This window comes from Metapseudomonas phytobenefica (assembly GCF_043392685.1).
In the GTDB taxonomy this organism is placed as follows: domain Bacteria; phylum Pseudomonadota; class Gammaproteobacteria; order Pseudomonadales; family Pseudomonadaceae; genus Metapseudomonas.
The window spans coordinates 47,235-66,892 of sequence record NZ_JBHZGM010000029.1; the positions used below are offsets into that span (position 1 = coordinate 47,235).

20 protein-coding genes are annotated in these 19,658 nt (G+C 66.2%); 10 read left to right on the top strand and 10 right to left on the bottom strand.

The window, feature by feature from the left end; translation table 11 throughout:
• Nucleotides 1–177: 177 nt before the first annotated feature.
• On the bottom strand, nucleotides 178–1,962 hold the full coding sequence (locus tag ACFW0B_RS20340) for a methanol/ethanol family PQQ-dependent dehydrogenase (RefSeq protein ID WP_449150797.1): 1,785 nt from the start codon (nucleotides 1,960–1,962) through the stop codon (nucleotides 178–180).
• A 225-nt stretch (nucleotides 1,963–2,187) separates the two neighbouring features.
• On the opposite strand from ACFW0B_RS20340, the gene ACFW0B_RS20345 reads away from it, so the two are divergent.
• Complete coding sequence (locus ACFW0B_RS20345; protein ID WP_449150798.1) at nucleotides 2,188–3,201, top strand: AI-2E family transporter; 1,014 nt, start codon at nucleotides 2,188–2,190, stop codon at nucleotides 3,199–3,201.
• A 752-nt stretch (nucleotides 3,202–3,953) separates the two neighbouring features.
• Here the strand turns inward: ACFW0B_RS20345 and ACFW0B_RS20350 are convergent.
• From ACFW0B_RS20350 to ACFW0B_RS20370, 5 genes are all read right to left on the bottom strand, one after another.
• Complete coding sequence (locus ACFW0B_RS20350) at nucleotides 3,954–4,889, bottom strand: quinoprotein relay system zinc metallohydrolase 1 (protein WP_151133490.1); 936 nt, start codon at nucleotides 4,887–4,889, stop codon at nucleotides 3,954–3,956.
• Between the two features lie 9 nt (nucleotides 4,890–4,898).
• The gene (locus ACFW0B_RS20355; protein WP_151133489.1) at nucleotides 4,899–5,648 is read right to left on the bottom strand and encodes a quinoprotein dehydrogenase-associated SoxYZ-like carrier; all 750 of its coding nucleotides are present in this window, start codon (nucleotides 5,646–5,648) and stop codon (nucleotides 4,899–4,901) included.
• A gap of 13 nt (nucleotides 5,649–5,661) precedes the next feature.
• On the bottom strand, nucleotides 5,662–6,540 hold the full coding sequence (locus ACFW0B_RS20360; RefSeq protein WP_449150799.1) for a substrate-binding periplasmic protein: 879 nt from the start codon (nucleotides 6,538–6,540) through the stop codon (nucleotides 5,662–5,664).
• A 5-nt stretch (nucleotides 6,541–6,545) separates the two neighbouring features.
• Nucleotides 6,546–6,983, bottom strand: a complete 438-nt coding sequence (gene pedF, locus ACFW0B_RS20365; RefSeq protein ID WP_151133487.1) for a cytochrome c-550 PedF — start codon at nucleotides 6,981–6,983, stop codon at nucleotides 6,546–6,548.
• 327 nt (nucleotides 6,984–7,310) lie between these two features.
• Nucleotides 7,311–7,463 (bottom strand): hypothetical protein, encoded by a 153-nt coding sequence (locus ACFW0B_RS20370; protein WP_449150800.1) that lies wholly within the window; start codon nucleotides 7,461–7,463, stop codon nucleotides 7,311–7,313.
• 302 nt (nucleotides 7,464–7,765) lie between these two features.
• Here ACFW0B_RS20370 and exaA point away from each other — a divergent pair, with 302 nt between their 5' ends.
• Together exaA and ACFW0B_RS20380 are read left to right on the top strand one after the other, a co-directional pair.
• Nucleotides 7,766–9,634 carry a quinoprotein ethanol dehydrogenase gene (exaA, locus tag ACFW0B_RS20375; RefSeq protein WP_151133486.1) on the top strand — a complete coding sequence of 623 codons (1,869 nt, stop codon included), beginning with the start codon at nucleotides 7,766–7,768 and terminating at the stop codon, nucleotides 9,632–9,634.
• A 59-nt stretch (nucleotides 9,635–9,693) separates the two neighbouring features.
• Entirely contained in the window at nucleotides 9,694–10,341 is a 648-nt protein-coding gene (locus ACFW0B_RS20380; protein WP_151133485.1) for a pentapeptide repeat-containing protein, read from the top strand.
• Between the two features lie 208 nt (nucleotides 10,342–10,549).
• On the opposite strand, the gene ACFW0B_RS20385 is transcribed toward ACFW0B_RS20380, so the two are convergent.
• The 3 genes from ACFW0B_RS20385 to ACFW0B_RS20395 are packed head-to-tail and all read right to left on the bottom strand — an operon-like array spanning nucleotide 10,550 to nucleotide 12,582.
• Nucleotides 10,550–11,182 (bottom strand): response regulator transcription factor, encoded by a 633-nt coding sequence (locus tag ACFW0B_RS20385; RefSeq protein ID WP_151133484.1) that lies wholly within the window; start codon nucleotides 11,180–11,182, stop codon nucleotides 10,550–10,552.
• On the bottom strand, nucleotides 11,179–12,441 hold the full coding sequence (locus ACFW0B_RS20390) for a HAMP domain-containing sensor histidine kinase (RefSeq protein WP_449150801.1): 1,263 nt from the start codon (nucleotides 12,439–12,441) through the stop codon (nucleotides 11,179–11,181). Before ACFW0B_RS20390 ends, ACFW0B_RS20385 begins: the two co-directional genes overlap by 4 nt.
• A gap of 6 nt (nucleotides 12,442–12,447) precedes the next feature.
• Nucleotides 12,448–12,582 (bottom strand): hypothetical protein, encoded by a 135-nt coding sequence (locus ACFW0B_RS20395; protein ID WP_449150802.1) that lies wholly within the window; start codon nucleotides 12,580–12,582, stop codon nucleotides 12,448–12,450.
• A gap of 152 nt (nucleotides 12,583–12,734) precedes the next feature.
• Here ACFW0B_RS20395 and ACFW0B_RS20400 point away from each other — a divergent pair, with 152 nt between their 5' ends.
• From ACFW0B_RS20400 to ACFW0B_RS20430, 7 genes are all read left to right on the top strand, one after another.
• The gene (locus ACFW0B_RS20400; RefSeq protein ID WP_449150803.1) at nucleotides 12,735–13,931 is read left to right on the top strand and encodes an ABC transporter substrate-binding protein; all 1,197 of its coding nucleotides are present in this window, start codon (nucleotides 12,735–12,737) and stop codon (nucleotides 13,929–13,931) included.
• A 23-nt stretch (nucleotides 13,932–13,954) separates the two neighbouring features.
• Nucleotides 13,955–14,923 carry a YVTN family beta-propeller repeat protein gene (locus ACFW0B_RS20405; RefSeq protein ID WP_151133481.1) on the top strand — a complete coding sequence of 323 codons (969 nt, stop codon included), beginning with the start codon at nucleotides 13,955–13,957 and terminating at the stop codon, nucleotides 14,921–14,923.
• Nucleotides 14,920–15,636 (top strand): ABC transporter ATP-binding protein, encoded by a 717-nt coding sequence (locus ACFW0B_RS20410; protein WP_449150804.1) that lies wholly within the window; start codon nucleotides 14,920–14,922, stop codon nucleotides 15,634–15,636. Before ACFW0B_RS20405 ends, ACFW0B_RS20410 begins: the two co-directional genes overlap by 4 nt.
• A 134-nt stretch (nucleotides 15,637–15,770) precedes the next feature.
• Nucleotides 15,771–16,565, top strand: coding sequence for an ABC transporter permease (locus tag ACFW0B_RS20415; RefSeq protein WP_151138772.1), 795 nt, complete (start codon nucleotides 15,771–15,773; stop codon nucleotides 16,563–16,565).
• Nucleotides 16,566–16,727: 162 nt separating this feature from the next.
• On the top strand, nucleotides 16,728–17,273 hold the full coding sequence (locus ACFW0B_RS20420) for a PQQ-dependent catabolism-associated CXXCW motif protein (RefSeq protein ID WP_449150805.1): 546 nt from the start codon (nucleotides 16,728–16,730) through the stop codon (nucleotides 17,271–17,273).
• A 53-nt stretch (nucleotides 17,274–17,326) separates the two neighbouring features.
• On the top strand, nucleotides 17,327–17,989 hold the full coding sequence (locus tag ACFW0B_RS20425) for a response regulator transcription factor (protein ID WP_280376271.1): 663 nt from the start codon (nucleotides 17,327–17,329) through the stop codon (nucleotides 17,987–17,989).
• 28 nt (nucleotides 17,990–18,017) lie between these two features.
• Nucleotides 18,018–18,875 carry an EamA family transporter gene (locus ACFW0B_RS20430; protein WP_449150806.1) on the top strand — a complete coding sequence of 286 codons (858 nt, stop codon included), beginning with the start codon at nucleotides 18,018–18,020 and terminating at the stop codon, nucleotides 18,873–18,875.
• A gap of 660 nt (nucleotides 18,876–19,535) precedes the next feature.
• On the opposite strand, the gene ACFW0B_RS20435 is transcribed toward ACFW0B_RS20430, so the two are convergent.
• Nucleotides 19,536–19,658: transposase (locus ACFW0B_RS20435; protein WP_211168216.1), on the bottom strand; the 123-nt coding region annotated here is incomplete at its 5' end.

The window sequence follows — 19,658 nt, forward strand, 5'->3', positions numbered from 1 at the left end:
CCTTGTGTGGAGTCCCGTAGGTTGGTCCGAGGAACGAGACCCAACACTGCCGGGCAAGACCGTTATGTTGGGTTTCGCAGGCTCGCGGAGCGCCGCCCGCCCCAACCTGCAAGAGCCTCTCCGCCCAGTGGGGCGATTTCAAAGAACAAGGCCCGCGGAGGCGGGCCTTGCAGCGCATCAGCGCTTGGCGACGGCTTCTGCCTTCGGCAGCTTGAAGGTCCAGAGCATGCCGCCCTGGTTCAGGTCCTTGATACGCTTGGCCACTTCGCCACCCCAGAGCGGTACCGCGCCGCCCCAGCCGGACAGCACGGAAACGTACTGCTCGCCGTCCATTTCCCAGGTGATGGGTGAGCCGATCACGCCGGAACCGGTGTTGAACTCATAGAGTTTCTTGCCGGTCTTGGCATCGAAGGCCATCAGGTAGCCTTCGGGGTTGCCGGTGAACACCAGGTTGCCCTTGGTGGCCAGCACACCGCCCCAGAGCGGCGCGTAGTTCTTGTAGCGCCAGACTTCCTTGCCGGACTTCGGATCGATGGCGCGCAGCACGCCGATGTATTCCTCGTTCAGCGGCTTGATGGTGAAGCCCGCGCCCAGATAGGCCGCGCCTTTTTTGTAGGCGATGTTCTCGTTCCACATGTCCATGCCCCACTCGTTGGAAGGCACGTAGAACAGGCCGGTGTCCTGGCTGTAGGCCATGGGCATCCAGTTCTTGCCGCCAAGGAAGGACGGCGCGACGAACACCGCGCTGCCATGCTTGCCATCGGCACCCGGTGCGCCGGGGCGCTTGGCGTCGTCGTAGATCGGACGGCCGTCCTTGTCCAGGCCCTTGGCCCAGGTCAGGGTGTCGACGAAGGGGAAACCGCGGATGAACTTGCCGTTGGTGCGGTCCAGCACATAGAAAAAGCCGTTGCGGTCGGCGGTGGCCGCGGCCTTCACGGTCTTGCCGCCGTCCTGGTAGTCGAAGGACACCAACTCGTTGACGCCATCGAAGTCCCAGCCGTCGTGCGGGGTGGTCTGGAAGTGCCACTTGATGGAACCGTCTTCCGGGTTCAGCGCCAGGCGCGAGGAGGAATAGAGGTTGTCACCCGGACGCAGGTGGGAGTTCCACGGCGACGGGTTGCCGGTGCCGATCAGCAAGGTGTCGGTGTCCGGGTCGTAGTAGCCGCCCAGCCAGGGCGCGGCGCCGCCGGTCTTCCACAGGTCGCCGGGCCAGGTCTTGCCGGCTTCGCCGCCGGAGATGCCATTCTCGATCTTCTTGCCGTCCTTGTAGACGTAGCCCATGTGGCCTTCCACGGTGGGACGGCTCCACAGCAGCTCGCCGTTCTTCGGGTTGTAGGCTTCGATCTTGCCCACCACGCCGAACTCGCCACCGGCGACGCCGGTGATCAGCTTGCCCTTGACCACCAGCGGTGCGGCAGAGATGGAGTAGCCGGCCTTGTAGTCGGCCACGGTCTTGCGCCAGACCACCTTGCCGGTGTCCTTGTTCAGGGCCACCAGCTTGGCGTCGAGGGTGCCGAAGATCACCAGGTCGTCGTACAGGGCCACGCCACGGTTGATCACGTCGCAGCAGGGCATGATGCCGTCGGGCAGGCGGGCATCGTATTGCCAGAGCTTCTTGCCGGTGCGCGCGTCCACGGCGAATACCCGCGAGTAGGAGCCGGTGACGTACATCACGCCATCCTTCACCAGCGGCTGGGCCTGCTGGCCACGCTGCTTCTCGCCACCGAAGGACAGTGCCCACACCGGGCGCAGCTGCTGCACGTTGTCGCTGTTGAGGGCATCCAGGGTGCTGTAGCGCTGGCCCTGCAGGCCCAGGCCATTGGTCACCACCTGGTCGGTGGATTTGGCGTCATCGAAGATGTCCTGGTCGGTGACACCGGCCAGGGCCAGGCTGCTGGACAGCGCCATGGCGACGCACAGCAGCGTCCGGGCGAAAGGCTGGTTGGGTGTGGCGAGCTTCATTAGCGGCTACCTCTGCGGGCTTGTTGTTGTGATCCGGGAAAATTTCCCGGTCTGCCGCAAATTCTTGGTTTGCCGGGTGAGGCCAACAATTGAACGCAGTGCGGATTTTCCTACTCCGTTGGTAGCAATACCGCGATTGCCCCGCATACTTCAGCTGCCGATTGTGCTGCGGCCGCTTCCACTGGCAGACTGCCGCCCTGCTTCACACGCCAATGCCCGGGATCTATGCAAGTCTTCAGTGATCGTCAACTGCTCCTGGCCAGCTGGGCCATCGTCCTTTTCGGTCTGTTGCTGGTACTGCCCTTCCGGCTCCTGCCTTCCCTGCTGTCGGGGCTGCTGGTCTATGAACTGGTCATCACCCTGGCGCCCCGCCTGCAACCGGTGATCCCTGGCGGCCGCCGCGCCCGCTGGCTGGCCGTGGCACTGCTGGGCACCCTGGTGGTGAGCCTGCTGTCGCTGTTCTTCGTGTGGATCGCCGGGGTGGTCATGCAGGAAGTGCACAACCCCGGCCAGTTGCTGGAAAAGTTCATCATCCTCACCGAACAGGCCCGGGCACAGCTTCCGGCGTCCGTCGAGAACTACCTGCCGGCCAGCGCCGACGACCTGCGCCGCGAGCTGATGGACTGGCTGCGCGCCCACGTCGGCCAACTGCAACTGCTGGGCAAGGGTGCGGCACACACCTTCGTGACCATGCTGATCGGCATGATCCTCGGCGCCATCATCGCGCTGCAGCCGATTCCCAACTTCGAGACCCTGCGCCCCTTGAGCCGCCTGCTGCTGGAGCGCATGGCCCTGCTGGTCACCGCCTTCCGCAACATCGTTTTCGCGCAGATCAAGATTTCCCTGGTCAACACCACCCTGACCGGCATCTTCCTTGCCGTGGTGCTGCCGCTGATGGACATCCAGATGCCGCTGACCAAGGTCCTGATCCTGCTGACCTTCCTGCTTGGCCTGCTGCCGGTGATCGGCAACCTGATGTCCAACACCCTGATCTTCATCGCCGGCTTCTCGGTGTCCCTCTGGGTGGCGGTCGGCGCTCTGGGCTATCTGATAGCCATCCACAAGCTGGAATACTTCCTCAACGCCCGCATCGTCGGCGGCCAGATCAGCGCCCGGGCCTGGGAACTGTTGCTGGCCATGCTGGCGTTCGAGGCGATCTTCGGTCTGCAGGGGCTGGTGGCGGCGCCGATCTACTACGCCTACCTGAAGAGCGAGCTGAAGCACGCGGAGCTGGTGTAACACCGCACCGATCCCGGTGTTGGCACTGTGGCCTGAAGCGGAGCGCCGCCCGGACCACCCTGCGGGCAGGTGGATCGATCTTGTGGGGGGCGATTTCAATCGCCGAGCGGACCGCAGGTTCGCCCCTCGATCTGTCCAGGGGCAGCTGCGCCGCCCTTAGCGAATGAATTCGCCCCCACAGGTTGATGTCACTCCGTAGCACGCGGAGTTGGCATTGTGGCCTGAAGCGGTGCGCCGCCCGGACCACCCTGCGGGCAGGGGGATCGATCTTGTGGGGGCGATTTCAATCGCCGAGCGGACCGCAGGTTTGCCCCTCGATCTGTCCGGGGGCAGCTGCGCCGCCCTTAGCGAATGAATTCGCCCCCACAGGTTGATGTCACTCCGTAGCACGCGGAGTTGGCATTGTGGCCTGAAGCGGAGCGCCGCCCGGACCGCCCTGCGGGCAGGGGGATCGATCTTGTGGGGGCGATTTCAATCGCCGAGCGGACCGCAGGTTCGCCCCTCGATCTGTCCAGGGGCAGCCACGCCGCCCTTAGCGAATGAATTCGCCCCCACAGGTTGATGTCACTCCGTAGCACGCGGAGTTGGCATTGTGGCCTGAAGCGGAGCGGCGCCCGGACCACCCTGCGGACAGGGGGATCGATCTTGTGGGGGCGATTTCAATCGCCGAGCGGACCACAGGTTCGCCCCTCGATCTGTCCAGGGGCAGCCACGCCGCCCTTAGCGAATGAATTCGCCCCCACGGGTTGCTGTTACTGCTCCGCGCCATCCACCCTTGGCATCCGCGCCAACTCGTACTTCGGGTAGAGGTGGCTGACCGTGCGGATCAGCTCGTAGCGGCTCAGGTTCACTGACGCGAAGCGCTGGGGGATCGGGGCGCGGATGACCTCGTTCATGTCCTCGCCCCTCCCCGCCGCCTCCTTCAGCAAGCCGTCCAGCCAGCCCAGGTAGTCGCGCATCTGCGCGAAGGGCGCGCTGTCCTGGCTGATGGGGCCGTGGCCGGGCACCAGGACCTTCCAGGGTTGCGCTTCAAGGCTGTCGATATCCGCCAGCCAGGCCTCCAGGCCGGGGCTGTTGGGGGTGGTCAGGGCGCGCTGGTAGAACACCAGGTCGCCGGCGAAGAGCACGCCGGTGCGTTCGTCCAGCACTGCGAGGTCGGCGCCGGTGTGGCCGCGCAGGCCCAGCAGACGTAGGCGATGGCCACCGATTTCACGCACGCCCGGCTCCAGGGTCTGGCTCGGCAACAGTACTTCGGTACCGCGCATCCAGTCGCCGACCAGCCGGTACATGTTCTCCGCCATGGCGTCGCCCTGCTCGTCCAGCAGCTTGCGCGTACCAGCCAGGGCGGCGATGGGCAGGTCGCTGAAGGCCTGGTTGCCCAGCACATGGTCCGGGTGATGGTGGGTCAGCAGCACCAGGGCCACAGGCTTGTCGGTGACGGCGGTGATGGCGCGGCGCATGGCTTCGCCGTAGGCCCGGGACGGCCCGGTATCGATCACCACGACGCCCGCATCGGTGACGATGAAACCGGTGTTGACGATGTTGCCGCCATTGGCCTTGGCGAAGTTGTCGGTGCTGCCTTCCAGCAGCCAGGTGCCCTCGGCGATCTGCCTGGGGCTGAGCTGGTAGTCCTGGCCCGCGTGGACGGTGATGGCGACGCAGGCCAGTAACAGGGCGATCAGGCGCATGGTCCCTCCTTAGAAGCTGGCCTCGAACTCGTTGCCGTTGTTGTCCCGAAGCCACAGCCGCGCCTCGCCACCGCCCTGCAGTTCCAGGCTGATGGTGGGGTTCTCGCTCACCGCCGGGAACAGTTCGAGGCTGGCCAGTACCTGGCCGCCGGCATCACGCAGTTCAGCCTGGTTGAGGAAGAACTCGGGGATGCCGCCCACCAGGCCGTTGTCCATGGGGTGATCGATGCGCATGCGCAGGCGGTTGCCCTCGCCCTGGGGGAAGCGGCCACCGTGGACCTGGCCCAGGCGATCTTCCCAGCCGGCCTGGGCGCGTACCACGCTCGGCGCAGTGCAGCCACCGCCGGCCGCATCGACGCGGGTGGAGCCGATATGCCAGAGGCCGTCGCGGGTCAGCACGGCGGCGCGGATGGGTGTAGCCTGCTCGACGCGGATGCGGATGGCCAGCAACGGCGCCACCCGCTCGCCGGGCTGGAAGATGAAGATCTGCGGAATCGGGTTGAGCTCGGCCCAGGCCATGATCTTCACCACCTGCCCGGCATAGGCACGGGCATCCACCTGGATCGGCACCTGGCGCGAATCCTCGGCGAACGGCGGCGCTTCCAGCACCACCCTGGGGTCATGAACGAAGGGCTGGCCGGCGAGAATCCGCTGGTGGAAGTAGTCCCACATGACCGATTCCACCGGGTCCTGGCCGGCGCCCAGCAGCGGCGCGCTGGCCCCGAGCAACCCCAACAGCAGCAACGAACGCCTGTGCATCCCGCACCTCCGGCTATTGAACGTCCTGATAGAGCCCCGGCAACTCGTAGCGCAGGCCGTAGGCGGCGTAGAGCTTTGCCATGCGGCCGTCGCGCACCATGGCGTCGAGGGTTTCTTCCACCGCGTTGGCGAGCTGGCGATTGCTCTCATGCACCGCCATGCCGATGTCCCATTCGGGACGGCCGAGGTTGGGATAGGTGTTGTCGGCATTGAGGATCCGCGGGTCGCGGGCCTGGTATTCCAGCCAGTCCAGCTCCCCGCGCAAGGCCATCACCGCGTCCACCTCGCCCTTGCGCATGCCGTCGAAGGCCGCTGCCGGCCCAGGGTAGTGATGGGCATTGCGCGCCAGGCGCCCGGCGAACACCGAGGTGAGGTAGAAGGACGGCACGCTCTCCAGCTCCACGCCAATGGGATGGAACTGGAACACGCCGATGCTCGGCACCTCCGGCAGGCGCCGGCTGTCGTAGGCCACCTGCCAGCGCTCGCGCTGGTAGGGAGCGAACATCACCACCTGCTCGTTGGCCAGCTCGCCCACGTCGTTGCGTTTCTGCGAGTAGTCGCGGTCGTAAGGCACCCGCAGCATCACATCGGCGAGCACGCCGGGACGCATGTAGTGGCCCTTCCAGATGAAGTTGCGCAAGTCATCGTCAAGCCGCTCGCCCGGCGTGACCCAGAGCAGTTCCAGCTTCAGCCCGAGCCCCTCGGCCAGGGCATTGGCAAGGTCGATATCCACTCCGCGCGCTTTGCCGTCTTCCTTGAAGCTGTAGGGCGCGAAGTTCTCGTAGACGGCCACCCGCAGCACGCCCGAGTCGACGATGTCGTCATAGGGGCGCACCTGTGCCTGCGCCAGGGGCAGGCACAGCAGCCAGCACAGCAGAACCAGCAGGCGCATGGCGATCACTCGTCCACGTGCACGCTTTCCAGGTAAGTGCGGATGGCCCAGAGGGCTTCCTGGCTGAGGAAGTCGGCCATCTTCGGCATGTACACCGCGCCGTCGCGCACCGCACCGTTGATGACCCGCTCCTTGAACCACTCATCGCCGCTGGCGTCGGTTTCCAGGTAGCGCAGGTCGGGCGCGATACCGCCGGACTTGGCCTCCAGGCCGTGGCAGCGCGCACAGTTCTGGTTGTAGGCGGATGAACCGATTTCAACGGCCAGGTCGTGATTTTCGTACGGCGCGCGATAGGGGTTTTCATCGCGCCATTCCTTGCCCAACTGCTCCAGGCCTTCGGTGTTCACTGCCTGGGGCACCACGTCACCGTGAGCCAGGACGATTCCGCTGAGGGTCAGGCCGGCCAGGAATGCGAGGCCGCGCAGTGCGCTGTTCTTGTTCATCACATACATCCTCATTAGCTGTGCAAGGCGGCGCCCCGGAGAGGCGCTGTGAGGAAATGGTAAGAAGCCCCCACCGAAGGCCGAATGCTGCTTTGGTGGTCGCGGCCTACTCCCTTGGTAGTAATGCGAGTGGAGCCGAACGAAAGACGCGAAGTTGTCGCCGACGGGTGTAGGAGCGAGCTCTGCTCGCGAAGCTTTCCGGGAGATCATCCATTCGCCAGCAAACGGACTCCTACAACGTTTCCCCGGTGCAGAAAGCAGGAACGCCGCTTACCCGGTGAGGGACAAGCGGCGTTCTTGCGTGAGCGGTGAACAGCTTCAGGCGGTTCAGCGGGCCTTGACATACGCCGGGAGGGAAAGGTTCAGGTTCGGCGAATGGAGGCTGTCGTGGACCAGGTCGCTGGACGCCCTGGCGAGCTCGAATTCGAGCACACAGTAGAGCACCAGTAGCGGCAGCAGGAGATGCTTGACGATGACCATGGCGCAATCCCCTTGAAGGTTCCTGTGCCCGTCATGCTAGGGCCAGGCGCCCCGGCTGGCTTTACTACCTTGGTAGCGGCCGGGCGGTACCTTGGTCGCCTGTGCCTGCATACCCCTCGGTAGTAGCTCCCCGGGAGGTAGCGGCAGGCGCTTTCGCAGCAGTGCCAAGTCATGGGGGCACTGGGAAGTTTTCCCGGCTTGCGCGGGAGCTTTTCCGTATCGAGCCGAATGCGCGAATCCCAACATTCCAGACGCCGGGCCAGCAGATGGCCCCGTATCCAACGACTATGGGAATCGCAACCATGACAACAAGATCGCTACCCTCTCCTGCCAGCCCGCTTTCCACCGCCATCCGCTGCCTGCTGCTGGTGGGCGGCCTGGCCGCTGCCGGCGGTGCCTTCGCCAAGAACGTCACCTGGGACGACATCGCCAACGACCACCAGACCACCGGCGACGTGCTGCAGTACGGCCTGGGCACCAACGCCCAGCGCTGGAGTCCGCTGGCCCAGGTCAACGCCGACAACGTGTTCAAGCTGGCCCCGGCCTGGTCCTTCTCCTTCGGCGACGAGAAACAGCGCGGCCAGGAGTCCCAGGCCATCGTCAGCGACGGGGTGATCTACGTCACGGCCTCCTATTCCCGCGTCTTCGCCCTCGACGCCAAGACCGGCCAGCGTCTGTGGACCTACAACCACCGCCTGCCCGACGACATCCGCCCCTGCTGCGACGTAGTCAACCGGGGTGCTGCAATCTACGGCGACAAGATCTACTTCGGCACCCTGGACGCCCGCGTGGTCGCCCTGGACAAGAAGACCGGCAAGGTGGTCTGGAACAAGAAGTTCGGCGACCACGGCGCCGGCTACACCATGACCGGCGCCCCGACCATCGTGAAGGACCAGAAGACCGGCAAGGTGCTGCTGATCCACGGCAGCTCCGGTGACGAGTTCGGCGTGGTCGGCCAGCTCTACGCCCGCGATCCCGACACCGGTGAAGAAGTCTGGATGCGCCCCTTCGTGGAAGGCCACATGGGCCGTCTGAACGGCAAGGAGAGCACGCCCACCGGCGACATCAAGGCGCCCTCCTGGCCGGACGACAAGAACCACCCCAGCGGCAAGAAGGAAGCCTGGAGCCACGGCGGCGGCGCCCCCTGGCAGAGCGCGAGCTTCGACCCGGCGACCAACACCATCATCGTCGGCGCCGGCAACCCCGCGCCCTGGAACGGCTGGGCGCGCACCGCGGACGGCGGCGAGCCGAAGGACTACGACAGCCTCTACACCTCCGGCCAGGTCGGCGTGGACCCGAGCACCGGCGAAGTGAAGTGGTTCTACCAGCACACCCCCAACGATGCCTGGGACTTCTCCGGCAACAACGAACTGGTGCTGTTCGACTACAAGAACAAGGACGGCAAGACCGTGCCGGCCACCGCCCACGCTGACCGCAACGGCTTCTTCTATGTGGTGGATCGCAGCAACGGCAAGCTGCAGAACGCCTTCCCCTTCGTCGACAACATCACCTGGGCCAGCCACATCGACCTGAAGACCGGCCGCCCAGTGGAGAACCCCGGCCAGCGTCCGCCGCTGCCGGAGCCCGGCCAGAAGCACGGCAAGGCGGTGGAAGTCTCGCCGCCCTTCCTCGGCGGCAAGAACTGGAACCCCATGGCCTACAGCCAGGACACCGGCCTGTTCTATGTGCCGGCCAACCACTGGAAGGAGGACTACTGGACCGAGGAAGTGGCCTACAAGAAGGGCTCCGCGTACCTCGGCCAGGGCTTCCGCATCAAGCGCATGTATGACGACCACGTCGGCATCCTGCGCGCCATGAACCCCACCACCGGCAAGGTGGTCTGGGAGCACAAGGAGCGCCTGCCGCTGTGGGCCGGCGTGCTGGCCACCAAGGGCAACCTGGTGTTCACCGGTACCGGCGATGGTTTCTTCAAGGCCTTCGACGCCAAGACCGGCAAGGAACTGTGGAAGTTCCAGACCGGCAGCGGCATCGTCTCCCCGCCGATCACCTGGGAACAGGACGGCGAGCAGTACATCGGCGTGACCGTTGGCTATGGCGGAGCAGTACCGCTGTGGGGCGGCGACATGGCCGACCTGACCAAACCGGTGGCCCAGGGCGGTTCCTTCTGGGTGTTCAAGCTGCCGAGCTGGGACAAGACCGCGCAACGCTGATCGACCGACCGGGGCCATGTGCCCCGGTTTTCCCTTTCCTGTTCCCACGGAAACCTGCCATGAAGAACCTGCACCTGCTCCTTCCGCTCGCACTGCTGCTCGCCAACGGTACAGCGCTGGCCGACGACGGCGACCTGGTGATCAACGGCTGCCGCATCGCCCCGGAAAGCCGCTGCCCCGGCGCCGACCTGCGTGGCGCCAGCCTGGCCAGCCAGGACATGCGCAAGATGGACCTCTCCGGCGCCAACCTCGAAGGCGCCGACCTGCGCCATGCAAAACTCGACCTCGCCAACCTGGAAAAGGCCCGCCTGGCCGGCGCCAACCTTACCCGCGCCAGCCTGCAGCAGGCCAATCTGCGCCTGGCCGACCTCTCCGGCAGCCGCCTGGTGGCCGTGCAGGGCTGGGGCCTGTTCGCCCAGGGTGCTCAGTTCAAGGGGGCCGACCTCACCGCGGCCTACCTGGAGTTCTCGCGCCTGTCCGGGGCGAAGATGCACGAGGTCAACCTCCAGGCCGCCGACCTGGAAATGGCCTGGCTGAGCAAGGTCGACCTCAAAGGCGCCGACCTGCGCGACGCCAACCTGCAGGAAGCCAAGATCGGCGACGCCAACCTCGAGAACGCCGACCTCAGCAATGCCCGCAAGCACTATGCAACCTTCCAGGCCACCAACATGGAAGGCTGCAAGGACTGCCCGAGCGGGTGGGATTGAGTGGATTCGAATGATTCCAACTGTAGGGACTTGCAGCAGCCCTTCGGGCTGCTTGGCGATTGAAATCGCCCCCACAGGTAAAGCGTCACCTGCCTTCCCTGTGGGGGTGAATTCATTCGCTGTGTCTACAACCACCTTGTAGGAGCCAGCTTGCTGGCGAAGCGGGGCCATTCGCTGGCAAGCCTAGGGGCAATGCACCGACTCGCCCCTACACCGCCGCCACCCGCAGCACTCCGGTATCGATGGCCAGGTGAACCAGTTCCGCCTGCGATTCCACCTGCAACTTGCTCTTCAGCAGGGTCAGGTAGTTGGACACCGTCTTGCCGCTGATGCACAGGCGTTCGGCGATTTCCCGAGCCGGCAGGCCCCGGGCGAGCATCACGAATATCTCGAATTCGCGCTGGGTAATGCCCCGCAGGCGTGGGTCTTCGCTCTGCCGGCAGGCCAGTTGGGTGGCCAGGGGCTGCTCGATGTAGAGGTGCCCGGCAAGGATGCGCCGCACCGCTTCCAGCAGCACTTCCGGCGACGAGCTCTTGGTGATGTAGCCCGCGGCGCCCGCATCCAGGGCCTGGCGCACCAGGGGCAATTCGTCGTGCATGCTGAAGAACAGCACGCGCAGTTGCGGCAAGCGCTGGCGCAGCCGGCGGGTGACTTCCAGGCCGCTGATGCCGGGCAGGCCGACGTCCACGATCACCAGGCTGGGAACTTCATCCTGCACTTTCTGCAGCGCTTCCTCGCCACTGCCCGCCTCACTTACCTGGACGTCTGGCAACAAGGCGCAGAGCAGCGCCGCGTAGCCCTGACGCACCACGGCGTGGTCATCCACCAACAGGATCTTCATGCTCGGGACTCCTCCAGAGGGATGCTCAGGCACAGCGCCAGGCCGGCGCCGGGACGCGTCAGCAGCCTGAGTTCACCGCCCAGGCAGCGGGCGCGTTCGCGCATGGAGCGCAAGCCGATGCCTGCGCCCCCGAGGCTTTCGGCACCTCGTCCGTTGTCCCGCACCGTCAGGCGCAGGCGCCGCCGTCCGGCGCGCAGGCGAACGCGTACTTCACTGGCGCCGGCATGCCGCGCGACATTGGTCAGGGCTTCCTGCAGCAGGCGATAGAGATGGGCCTTGGCCTCGCCCGAAAGCGGCGGCAGGTCTTCGGCCAGCTGCATGCGGCAACCGATGCCATTGGCCTGCTGCCATTGCTGGCCGAGCAGGTGGATGGCTTCCGCCAGTTCCAGGCGCTCCAGCACCACCGGGTAGAGATCGCGCACCAGCGCACGGAAGCCATCCTGCAAGTGCTGGCAGTTGCCTTCCAGGGCCTCCACGGTGCGGTTCACCACTGGCTGCTGCCCGGCAACGCTGCGCAGCAGGAAAAGCTGGGCGCGGATGCCCGCCAGGTACTGGCCGAGGTCGTCGTGCAGGGCCTGGGCCAGCTGGCGGCGCTCGCGTTCCTGCAGCGCCAGCAGCGCCTGGGTGAGTTCGGCGTTCTCGGCCTTGACCCGTTCAAGGGAGCCGGCCATCTGATTGAAGTGGCCCGCCAGTTGCCGTGACTCGGGGGACGAATGCACCGGTAGGCGCGCCTGCAACTCGCCCCGGGAAACCTGCTGCAGGGCGCCCAGCAGCTCCTCCAGCACCCGCAGCCCACGCCGCACCGCCCAGCGGATGGCCCACAGGCTCAAGCAGAGCGCGATGGCGAACAGCGCCAGGAGTTGCTGCAGGGAATCGCGGATTTCGTCGACTTCGTCGCGCGGGTCCACGCTGATGCGCACGCGGCTGCCGTCGGCCAGGCGCAGTTCTTCTCCGCTGGCCTCGGCGCCCGGATACAGCCAGTGCGCCAGCCAGCTTTGCAGGGGGCCGCGCTCCGGTTCGTCGGCCGTCTGATCGAGGCGGTGCACGCGCACATGGCGCAGGTTGGCGGTGAGGCGCGGCTGCAGCGCGGCCGGGTCGCGCAGGGCCGCCGCCCGCAGGTATTCGACCACCGCCTCGGCGGCCACCAGTTCACGGCGCACGTCCTGTCCGGCCTGGCGCAGCATCAGCGCCAGGCAGACGCTCCCCACCAGGACGAAGAACAGGGTCACCAGCAGGTTGATGCGCCACAGCGCGGACATGGCGGCTCACTCCGCCAGCCAGATGACCGGCAATACCGTGGCGCCACTCTGGTGGTGGAGGCGGACCGGGTCGACGCGGTCGAAGCCGAGCAGGTTGAGGATCAGCAGCAACGGCAGCAGCAAGTGTTTGAGGATGCGCATGGACGGCTTCCTTCTGGTTTTTGTGTGGTCATCCTATGGCCTGATCGCTGGCCGCCTTCTACTACCTTGGTACTGACTGACCGGTACTTTCTTCATATTTCCCGCGCCCGGCCCCATTCCTATGCTGGCTCCACGTTCAGAGGAGCCACGAAATGCGCCCTTACCTGCTCCACGGCCTAACCTACTTGCTGGCACTGGCCAGCGCCGCCCTGGTCACGACCCATGTCCACGCTGAAGGCGACGGCCTGGAGGTGCGCATCGGCTACCTGGCCTGGGAGCCCCCGCGCGGCCCGCTGCTGTCCAACGTGATTCCCGAACCGGAAGACGCCGGCCTGCGCGGCGCCGAACTGGCGATCATCGACAGCAACAGCACTGGCCGCTTCCTCAGGCAGAGCTACGCCCTGAGCGCCGTGCGCACCGCCACCCCCGAGGCCTTGCTGACCCAGGCGCGGGAACTGCATGAACAGGGCCTGCGCCTGTTCGTGGTCAATGCCCCGGCCAGGGAGCTGCTGCAACTGGCCGATGCCCTGCCCGACAGCCTGCTGTTCAACGCCGGCAGCGCCAGTGACGAACTGCGCGGTGGCGAATGCCGCGCCAATCTGCTGCACAGCCTGCCCAGCCGCGCCATGCTGGCCGACGCCCTGGCGCAGTTCCTCGCCACTCGCCGCTGGCAGCGCTGGCTGCTGGTCACTGGGCAGACCGCGGACGATCTTTCCTACGCCGCCGCCCTGCGTCGCGCCGCCGGGCGCTTCGGCGCGAAGATCGTCGAAGAGAAACCCTGGACCTTCGACAACGACCAGCGCCGCAGCGCCCAGGCGGACATGCCGTTGTTCACCCAGGCCCGCGAGTACGACGTGGTGCTGGTGGCGGACGAGCGCGGCGATTTCGGCGAATACCTGCCCTACAACACCTGGTACCCGCGCCCCGTGGCGGGCACCCAGGGCCTGACGCCCACCGGCTGGCACAAGACCGTGGAAACCTACGGCGCCGCCCAGTTGCAGAAGCGTTTCGAGGCCCTGGCCGGGCGCTGGATGAACGACCGCGACTTCGCCGCCTGGATCGCCGTGCGCAGCATCGCCAGCGCCGTGACCCGCCTGAAGAACGCCGACGCCCAGGCCATCCGCGCCCTCGCGCTGTCCGCCGACCTGCCGCTGGATGGCTTCAAGGGCCGCAAGCTGAGCTACCGAGACTGGGACGGCCAGCTGCGCCAGCCCATCCCCCTGGTGCAGCCGCGATCCCTGGTCAGCACGTCGCCCCAGGACGGTTTCCTGCACCCGGTGAGCGAACTGGACAGCCTGGGCTTCGACCGCCCCGAAAGCAGCTGCCAGCGCTTCACCGCGGCCAACTGACAACAACGAGAAGGAAGAACGCCATGCCCACTCCCCTTGCTGCCACCCTGGGCTCCGCCCTGCTGCTGTTCGCCGGCCAGGCGCTGGCCGCCACGGCCTACGTCTCCAATGAGAAGGACAACAGCATCAGCGTCATCGACCTGGACAGCCTGGAAGTCACCGCCAGCCTCGAGGTTGGCGCGCGCCCCCGTGGCCTGGCACTGTCCAGCGACAACAAGCTGCTCTACATCTGCGCCAGCGACTCCGACACCGTGCAGGTGATGGACCTGGCCACGCGCAAGTTCATCAAGGAGCTGCCCTCCGGCGCCGACCCGGAGCAGTTCGCCCTGCACCCCAATGACCGCTGGCTGTACATCTCCAACGAAGACGATGCGCTGGTGACGGTGGTGGACACCCAGAGCGACCAGGTGCTGGCGCAGATCCAGGTGGGCGTGGAGCCCGAGGGCATGGCGGTGAGCCCGGATGGCAAGTGGGCGGTGAACACCAGCGAAACCACCAACATGCTGCACTGGATCGACACCTCCACGCAGGAGTTGGTGGACAACACCCTGGTGGACCAGCGCCCCCGCCATGTGGAGTTCAGCCCGGATGGCAAGCTGCTCTGGGCCTCGGCGGAAATCGGCGGCACGGTGACGGTGGTCGACGTAGACAGCCGCAAGGTATTGAAGGTGCTGAAGTTCCAGATCAAGGGCGTGCACCCGGACAAGGTGCAGCCGGTGGGGGTGAAGCTGACCCGCGACGGCAAGTACGCTTTCGTCGCCCTGGGCCCGGCCAACCATGTGGCGGTGCTGGACGCCAGGACCTATGAAGTCCTCGACTACCTGCTGGTGGGCCGGCGCGTCTGGCACCTGGCGTTCACCCCGGACGAGAAGCGCCTGCTGGCCACCAATGGCATCAGCGGCGACGTGTCGGTGATCGATGTCGACAACCTCAAGGTAACCAAGTCGATCAAGGTCGGCCGCTATCCCTGGGGTGTGGTGGTGACGCCGTGAACGCCCTCGACCTGGTGGATGTGGGCTTCTCCTATGGCCCGCGCCGCGCGCTCTCGGAAGTCGGTTTCCACCTCGCGGAGGGCAGCTTCACGGCGCTGCTGGGGCCCAACGGGGCGGGCAAGTCCACCCTGATCGCCCTGCTCACCCGGCTCTACGATTTGCGCCAGGGCGAGATTCGCGTCTGCGGCTATTCCCTGCGCCAGGATCCGCGCAAGGCCCTGGCGAACCTGGGAGTGGTGTTCCAGCAGAGCACGCTGGACCTGGACCTTTCCGTCGAACAGAACCTGCGTTACCACGCCGCCCTCCACGGCCTGCCGGGCCGCCTGGCGAGCGAGCGCATCGAGCGTGAACTGGAGCGGCACCAGCTGGGACCGCGCCGGCACGACAAGGTGCGCCTGCTCAATGGCGGCCACCGGCGTCGGGTAGAGATCGCCCGCGCGCTGCTCCATGAGCCGCGCCTGCTGTTGCTGGACGAAGCCAGCGCCGGCCTCGATCCGGCCAGTCGCGAAGGCCTGAACCGGCACGTGCGGCAACTCTGCCGCGAGCAAGGCGTCGCCGTGCTCTGGACCACCCACCTGCTGGACGAGGTGCGGCCCGAGGACAACCTGCTGGTGCTCAACCAGGGACGCATCATCGCCAACGATCGCGCCGCCAGCCTGGGCGCACAGCAGGAAGGCGGCCTGGCCGCGGCCTTCGAGCGGCTGACGGCATGAACCAGCCCGGCCTGTGGGGGCGAATTCATTCGCAAAAGGACGGCGCAGCCGTCCCCAAAACCGTCCAATGGCGACCCTGCAACCCGCTTCGCGATTGAAATCGCTCCCACGAGAAGAGTTTCGGAGGCATGACGATGTTCGCTCCCTACTGGCATTGCCTGCGCGGCATCCTGCTGCGCGAATGGCTGCGGTTCGTGCTGCAGCGCACGCGCTTTCTCAGCGCCCTGGTGCGCCCGCTGCTCTGGTTGCTGGTGTTCGCCGCCGGTTTCCGCGCGGCCCTGGGCATCGCCATCATCGAGCCCTACGACACCTACATCACCTACGAAACCTACATAGTCCCGGGACTGGCCTGCATGATCCTGCTGTTCAACGGCATGCAGGGTTCGCTGTCCATGGTCTACGACCGCGAGATGGGCAGCATGCGCCTGCTGCTCACCAGCCCCCTGCCCCGTCCCTTCCTGCTGGGCGCGCGGCTGCTGGCCACTTCGCTGGTTTCGCTGCTGCAGGTCTACGCCTTCCTCGCCATTGCCTGGCTCTATGGCGTGCAGCCACCGGCCTTCGGCCTGCTGGCGGCATTGCCTGCACTGCTGGTCGCTGCCCTGCTGCTCAGCGCCCTGGGCCTGTTGCTGTCCAACGGCATCCGCCAGCTGGAGAACTTCGCCGGAGTGATGAACTTCGTGATTTTCCCGCTGTTCTTCCTCTCCTCGGCGCTCTACCCCTTGTGGAAGATGCGCGAGGCCAGCGAGTGGCTGTACTGGCTCTGTGCCCTGAACCCGTTCAGCCATGCAGTGGAGATGGTGCGCTTCGCCCTCTACGAGCGCTTCAACGGCCTGGCGACCGCCGTGTGCCTGGCGCTGACCCTGTTGTTCGCCATCGCTGCGATGCTCAGCTTCAACCCCCAGCACGCTGCCTTGCGCAAGGCCGGCTGAAGGAAGGATCGGCGTCATCCGGCTTCTGCGGTGGCCGCTGCCGGACGCGGGGCCGGTGCGGCCATCTACTACTTTGGTACTGGTTTTCCCCTCTCAACGTCGAATACCCAAAGCAGCGGCACTGGCCTGTAATGGCTGCATAAAAAGAACAGAGTGTCCGCCATGAAGCGCCTACTCACTTGCCTCGCCTGCATTGCCCTCGCGCTGCCCGCCTTCGCCGGCGAGACGGCCGATACTCCGCTGTTTTCCGCCGACGGCTACCGCCTGACGCGCTACCGCAGCCCCACCCCCGCCAGCGCCGACGCCGCCCAGACCCTGGATACCGCCCAGCTCCGGGCCCAGTTGCAGGCCGAGCCAGACACCCTGCTGGTGGACGTCTATCGCCGCCAGTGGCTGCAGGGGCGCTTCATCGAAGACGAGCCCCATGCCCACCTGCCCGGCAGTATCTGGCTGGCCAACACCGGCGACGGCGAGCTCAGCCCCCAATGGCAGGACTACTTCAGCCGCAACCTGCAGCAGGCCAGCGGCGGCCGACGCGACCGCGCTATGGTGTTCTACTGCCGCTCCGACTGCTGGCTCAGCTGGAACGCGGTGAAGCGCGCTGCCGCGCTGGGCTACACCAACCTCTACTGGTACCGTGACGGCATCGACGCCTGGGAACAGGCCGGCCTGCCTCTGCAGCCCGCCCGTCCCGTGCCCTTCCCCTGACCCGGCGCTTCCGGGCATGCCACACCATAATGAGAAAAACGAGGTGAAAGGCCGTGTACAAGATCCTGATTGCCGATGACCACCCGCTGTTCCGCGAAGCCATCCATAACGTCATCAGCGATGGCTTCCCGGAAAGCGAAGTGATGGAGACCGCCGACCTGGACAGTGCCCTGGCGCTGACCCAGGAGCACGACGACCTCGACCTGATCCTGCTGGACCTGAACATGCCCGGCATGCATGGCCTGAACGGGCTGATCAACCTGCGCAACGAGGCGCCCACGGTGCCGGTGGTGATCGTCTCCGCCGAGCAGGACAAGCAGGTGGTGCTGCAAGCCATCACCTACGGCGCGGTAGGCTTCATCACCAAATCCTCGCCACGGGCGCAGATGACCGACGCCATCGAGCAGATCCTCAACGGCAACGTCTACCTGCCGTCGGACATCATCCGCACCCAGAAGGCCTCGCCGCGTCGCCACCACGAAGAAGCCAGCATCCCGCCCGAACTGTTGCAGGCCCTGACCCGCAAGCAGCTGCTGGTACTGGAGCGGATGACCAAGGGGGAATCCAACAAGCAGATCGCCTACAACCTGGACATCGCCGAAACCACGGTGAAGGCCCATGTCTCGGCCATCCTGCGCAAGCTCAACGTGCACAACCGGGTGCAGGCCATCCTCTCGGCCAGCGATATCGACTTCACCGCCTACCTGCGCCGCTGATCAACCGGGGTCTCCCCCAAGGACGACCATGCCTGCCGCCCGCACGCTGCTGTTAACAGCCCTGGCCATGCTGGCGTTCGCCGGCAACTCCCTGCTCTGCCGCCTCGCCCTCAAGCACACCGACATGGACGCGGTGAGCTTCACCGCCATCCGCATCGCCTCCGGCGCCCTGATGCTCTGGTTGCTGCTGCGCCTGCGCCGCCAGCCACTGGCCGCCACCGGCAACTGGCGCGCCGCTGCGGCGCTGTTCGTCTACGCGGCGGCCTTCTCCTACGCCTACCTGCAACTGGACGCCGGCGCCGGAGCGCTGCTGCTGTTCGGCGCGGTGCAGCTGTGCATGGTGGTCTTCGGCCTGCTGCGCGGCGAACGCCTGAACCTGCAACAGGCCCTGGGCTTCGCCCTGGCTGCCGGCGGGCTGGTGGTCCTGCTGCTGCCCGGTGCCAGCGCACCGCCGCTGGTGGGCGGCCTGTTGATGCTGCTCGCGGGCCTCGCCTGGGGCGCCTACACCCTGCTCGGACGCCAGGCTGGCCTGCCGCTGGCGGCCACCGCCGGCAACTTCATCCGCGCCCTGCCCTTCGCCGCACTGCTCATGCTGCCCTTCATCGACCAGTTGCGCCTCGACCTGCCGGGCTTCATCTACGCCCTGCTTTCCGGCGCCCTGACCTCCGGCATCGGCTACGCCATCTGGTACAGCGCCCTCCCCGGCCTCGGCGCCCTCCAGGCTGCCAGCGTGCAACTGAGCGTCCCGGTCCTCGCGGCACTCGGCGGCGCCCTGCTGCTGGGCGAACACATCAGCCTGCGTCTGGCGCTGGTGTCGGTGGCGGTGCTCGGCGGCATCGCCCTGGTGCTGCAGGCGAAGTTCCAGGCGCTGCCGGAGCGGGCGTGATAGCCCCTTCCCTTTTGGGGCCGCTGCGCAGCCCTTGGCGAATGAATTCGCCCCCACAAAAAAGAGCGCGCCATCCTGCACCTGGCATCCGTGTCGGTTGCTGACCCTGTGGGGGCGAATTCATTCGCTGAGCAGGTCGCAGACCTGCCTTCCAGAGTCCCGAGGGGGCCGCTGCGCGGCCCTTGGCGAATGAATTCGCCCCCACAAAAAAGAGCGCGCCATCCTGCGCCTGGCATCCGCGTCGGTTGCTGACCCTGTGGGGGCGAATTCATTCGCTGAGCAGGTCGCAGACCTGCCTTCCAGAGTCCCGAGGGGGCCGCTGCGCGGCCTTTGGCGAATGAATTCGCCCCCACAAAAAAGAGCGCGCCATCCTGCACCTGGCATCCGCGTCGGTTGCTGACCCTGTGGGAGCGAATTCATTCGCTGAGCAGGTCGCAGACCTGCCTTCCAGAGTCCCGAGGGGGCCGCTGCGCGGCCTTTGGCGAATGAATTCGCCCCCACAAAAAAGAGCGCGCCATCCTGCACCTGGCATCCGTGTCAGTTGCTGACCCTGTGGGGGCGAATTCATTCGCTGAGCAGGTCGCAGACCTGCCTTCCAGAGTCCCGAGGGGGCCGCTGCGCGGCCTTTGGCGAATGAATTCGCCCCCACAAAAAAGAGGTTCATCGCGCTTTCCCGGGGAAGGCGGCCTTGATTTTCAGGAAAAAGTAGGCCGAGTCCCGAAAGCCATAGGCCATGCGTTTGATCACCTTGATGCGGTTGTTCACCCCCTCCAGGACACTGGT

Coding starts and splice junctions, on each gene's coding strand:
- ACFW0B_RS20360 (WP_449150799.1), bottom strand. CDS start 6,540: ATGCGCCTGCTGGTTCTGCTGTGCTGGCTGCTGTGCCTGCCCCTGGCG.
- ACFW0B_RS20385 (WP_151133484.1), bottom strand. CDS start 11,182: ATGAAGATCCTGTTGGTGGATGACCACGCCGTGGTGCGTCAGGGCTAC.
- ACFW0B_RS20420 (WP_449150805.1), top strand. CDS start 16,728: ATGAAGCGCCTACTCACTTGCCTCGCCTGCATTGCCCTCGCGCTGCCC.
- ACFW0B_RS20370 (WP_449150800.1), bottom strand. CDS start 7,463: ATGGTCATCGTCAAGCATCTCCTGCTGCCGCTACTGGTGCTCTACTGT.
- exaA (WP_151133486.1), top strand. CDS start 7,766: ATGACAACAAGATCGCTACCCTCTCCTGCCAGCCCGCTTTCCACCGCC.
- ACFW0B_RS20405 (WP_151133481.1), top strand. CDS start 13,955: ATGCCCACTCCCCTTGCTGCCACCCTGGGCTCCGCCCTGCTGCTGTTC.
- ACFW0B_RS20390 (WP_449150801.1), bottom strand. CDS start 12,441: ATGTCCGCGCTGTGGCGCATCAACCTGCTGGTGACCCTGTTCTTCGTC.
- ACFW0B_RS20415 (WP_151138772.1), top strand. CDS start 15,771: ATGTTCGCTCCCTACTGGCATTGCCTGCGCGGCATCCTGCTGCGCGAA.
- ACFW0B_RS20430 (WP_449150806.1), top strand. CDS start 18,018: ATGCCTGCCGCCCGCACGCTGCTGTTAACAGCCCTGGCCATGCTGGCG.
- ACFW0B_RS20395 (WP_449150802.1), bottom strand. CDS start 12,582: ATGCGCATCCTCAAACACTTGCTGCTGCCGTTGCTGCTGATCCTCAAC.
- ACFW0B_RS20355 (WP_151133489.1), bottom strand. CDS start 5,648: ATGCACAGGCGTTCGTTGCTGCTGTTGGGGTTGCTCGGGGCCAGCGCG.
- ACFW0B_RS20380 (WP_151133485.1), top strand. CDS start 9,694: ATGAAGAACCTGCACCTGCTCCTTCCGCTCGCACTGCTGCTCGCCAAC.
- pedF (WP_151133487.1), bottom strand. CDS start 6,983: ATGAACAAGAACAGCGCACTGCGCGGCCTCGCATTCCTGGCCGGCCTG.
- ACFW0B_RS20350 (WP_151133490.1), bottom strand. CDS start 4,889: ATGCGCCTGATCGCCCTGTTACTGGCCTGCGTCGCCATCACCGTCCAC.
- ACFW0B_RS20340 (WP_449150797.1), bottom strand. CDS start 1,962: ATGAAGCTCGCCACACCCAACCAGCCTTTCGCCCGGACGCTGCTGTGC.
- ACFW0B_RS20400 (WP_449150803.1), top strand. CDS start 12,735: ATGCGCCCTTACCTGCTCCACGGCCTAACCTACTTGCTGGCACTGGCC.
- ACFW0B_RS20345 (WP_449150798.1), top strand. CDS start 2,188: ATGCAAGTCTTCAGTGATCGTCAACTGCTCCTGGCCAGCTGGGCCATC.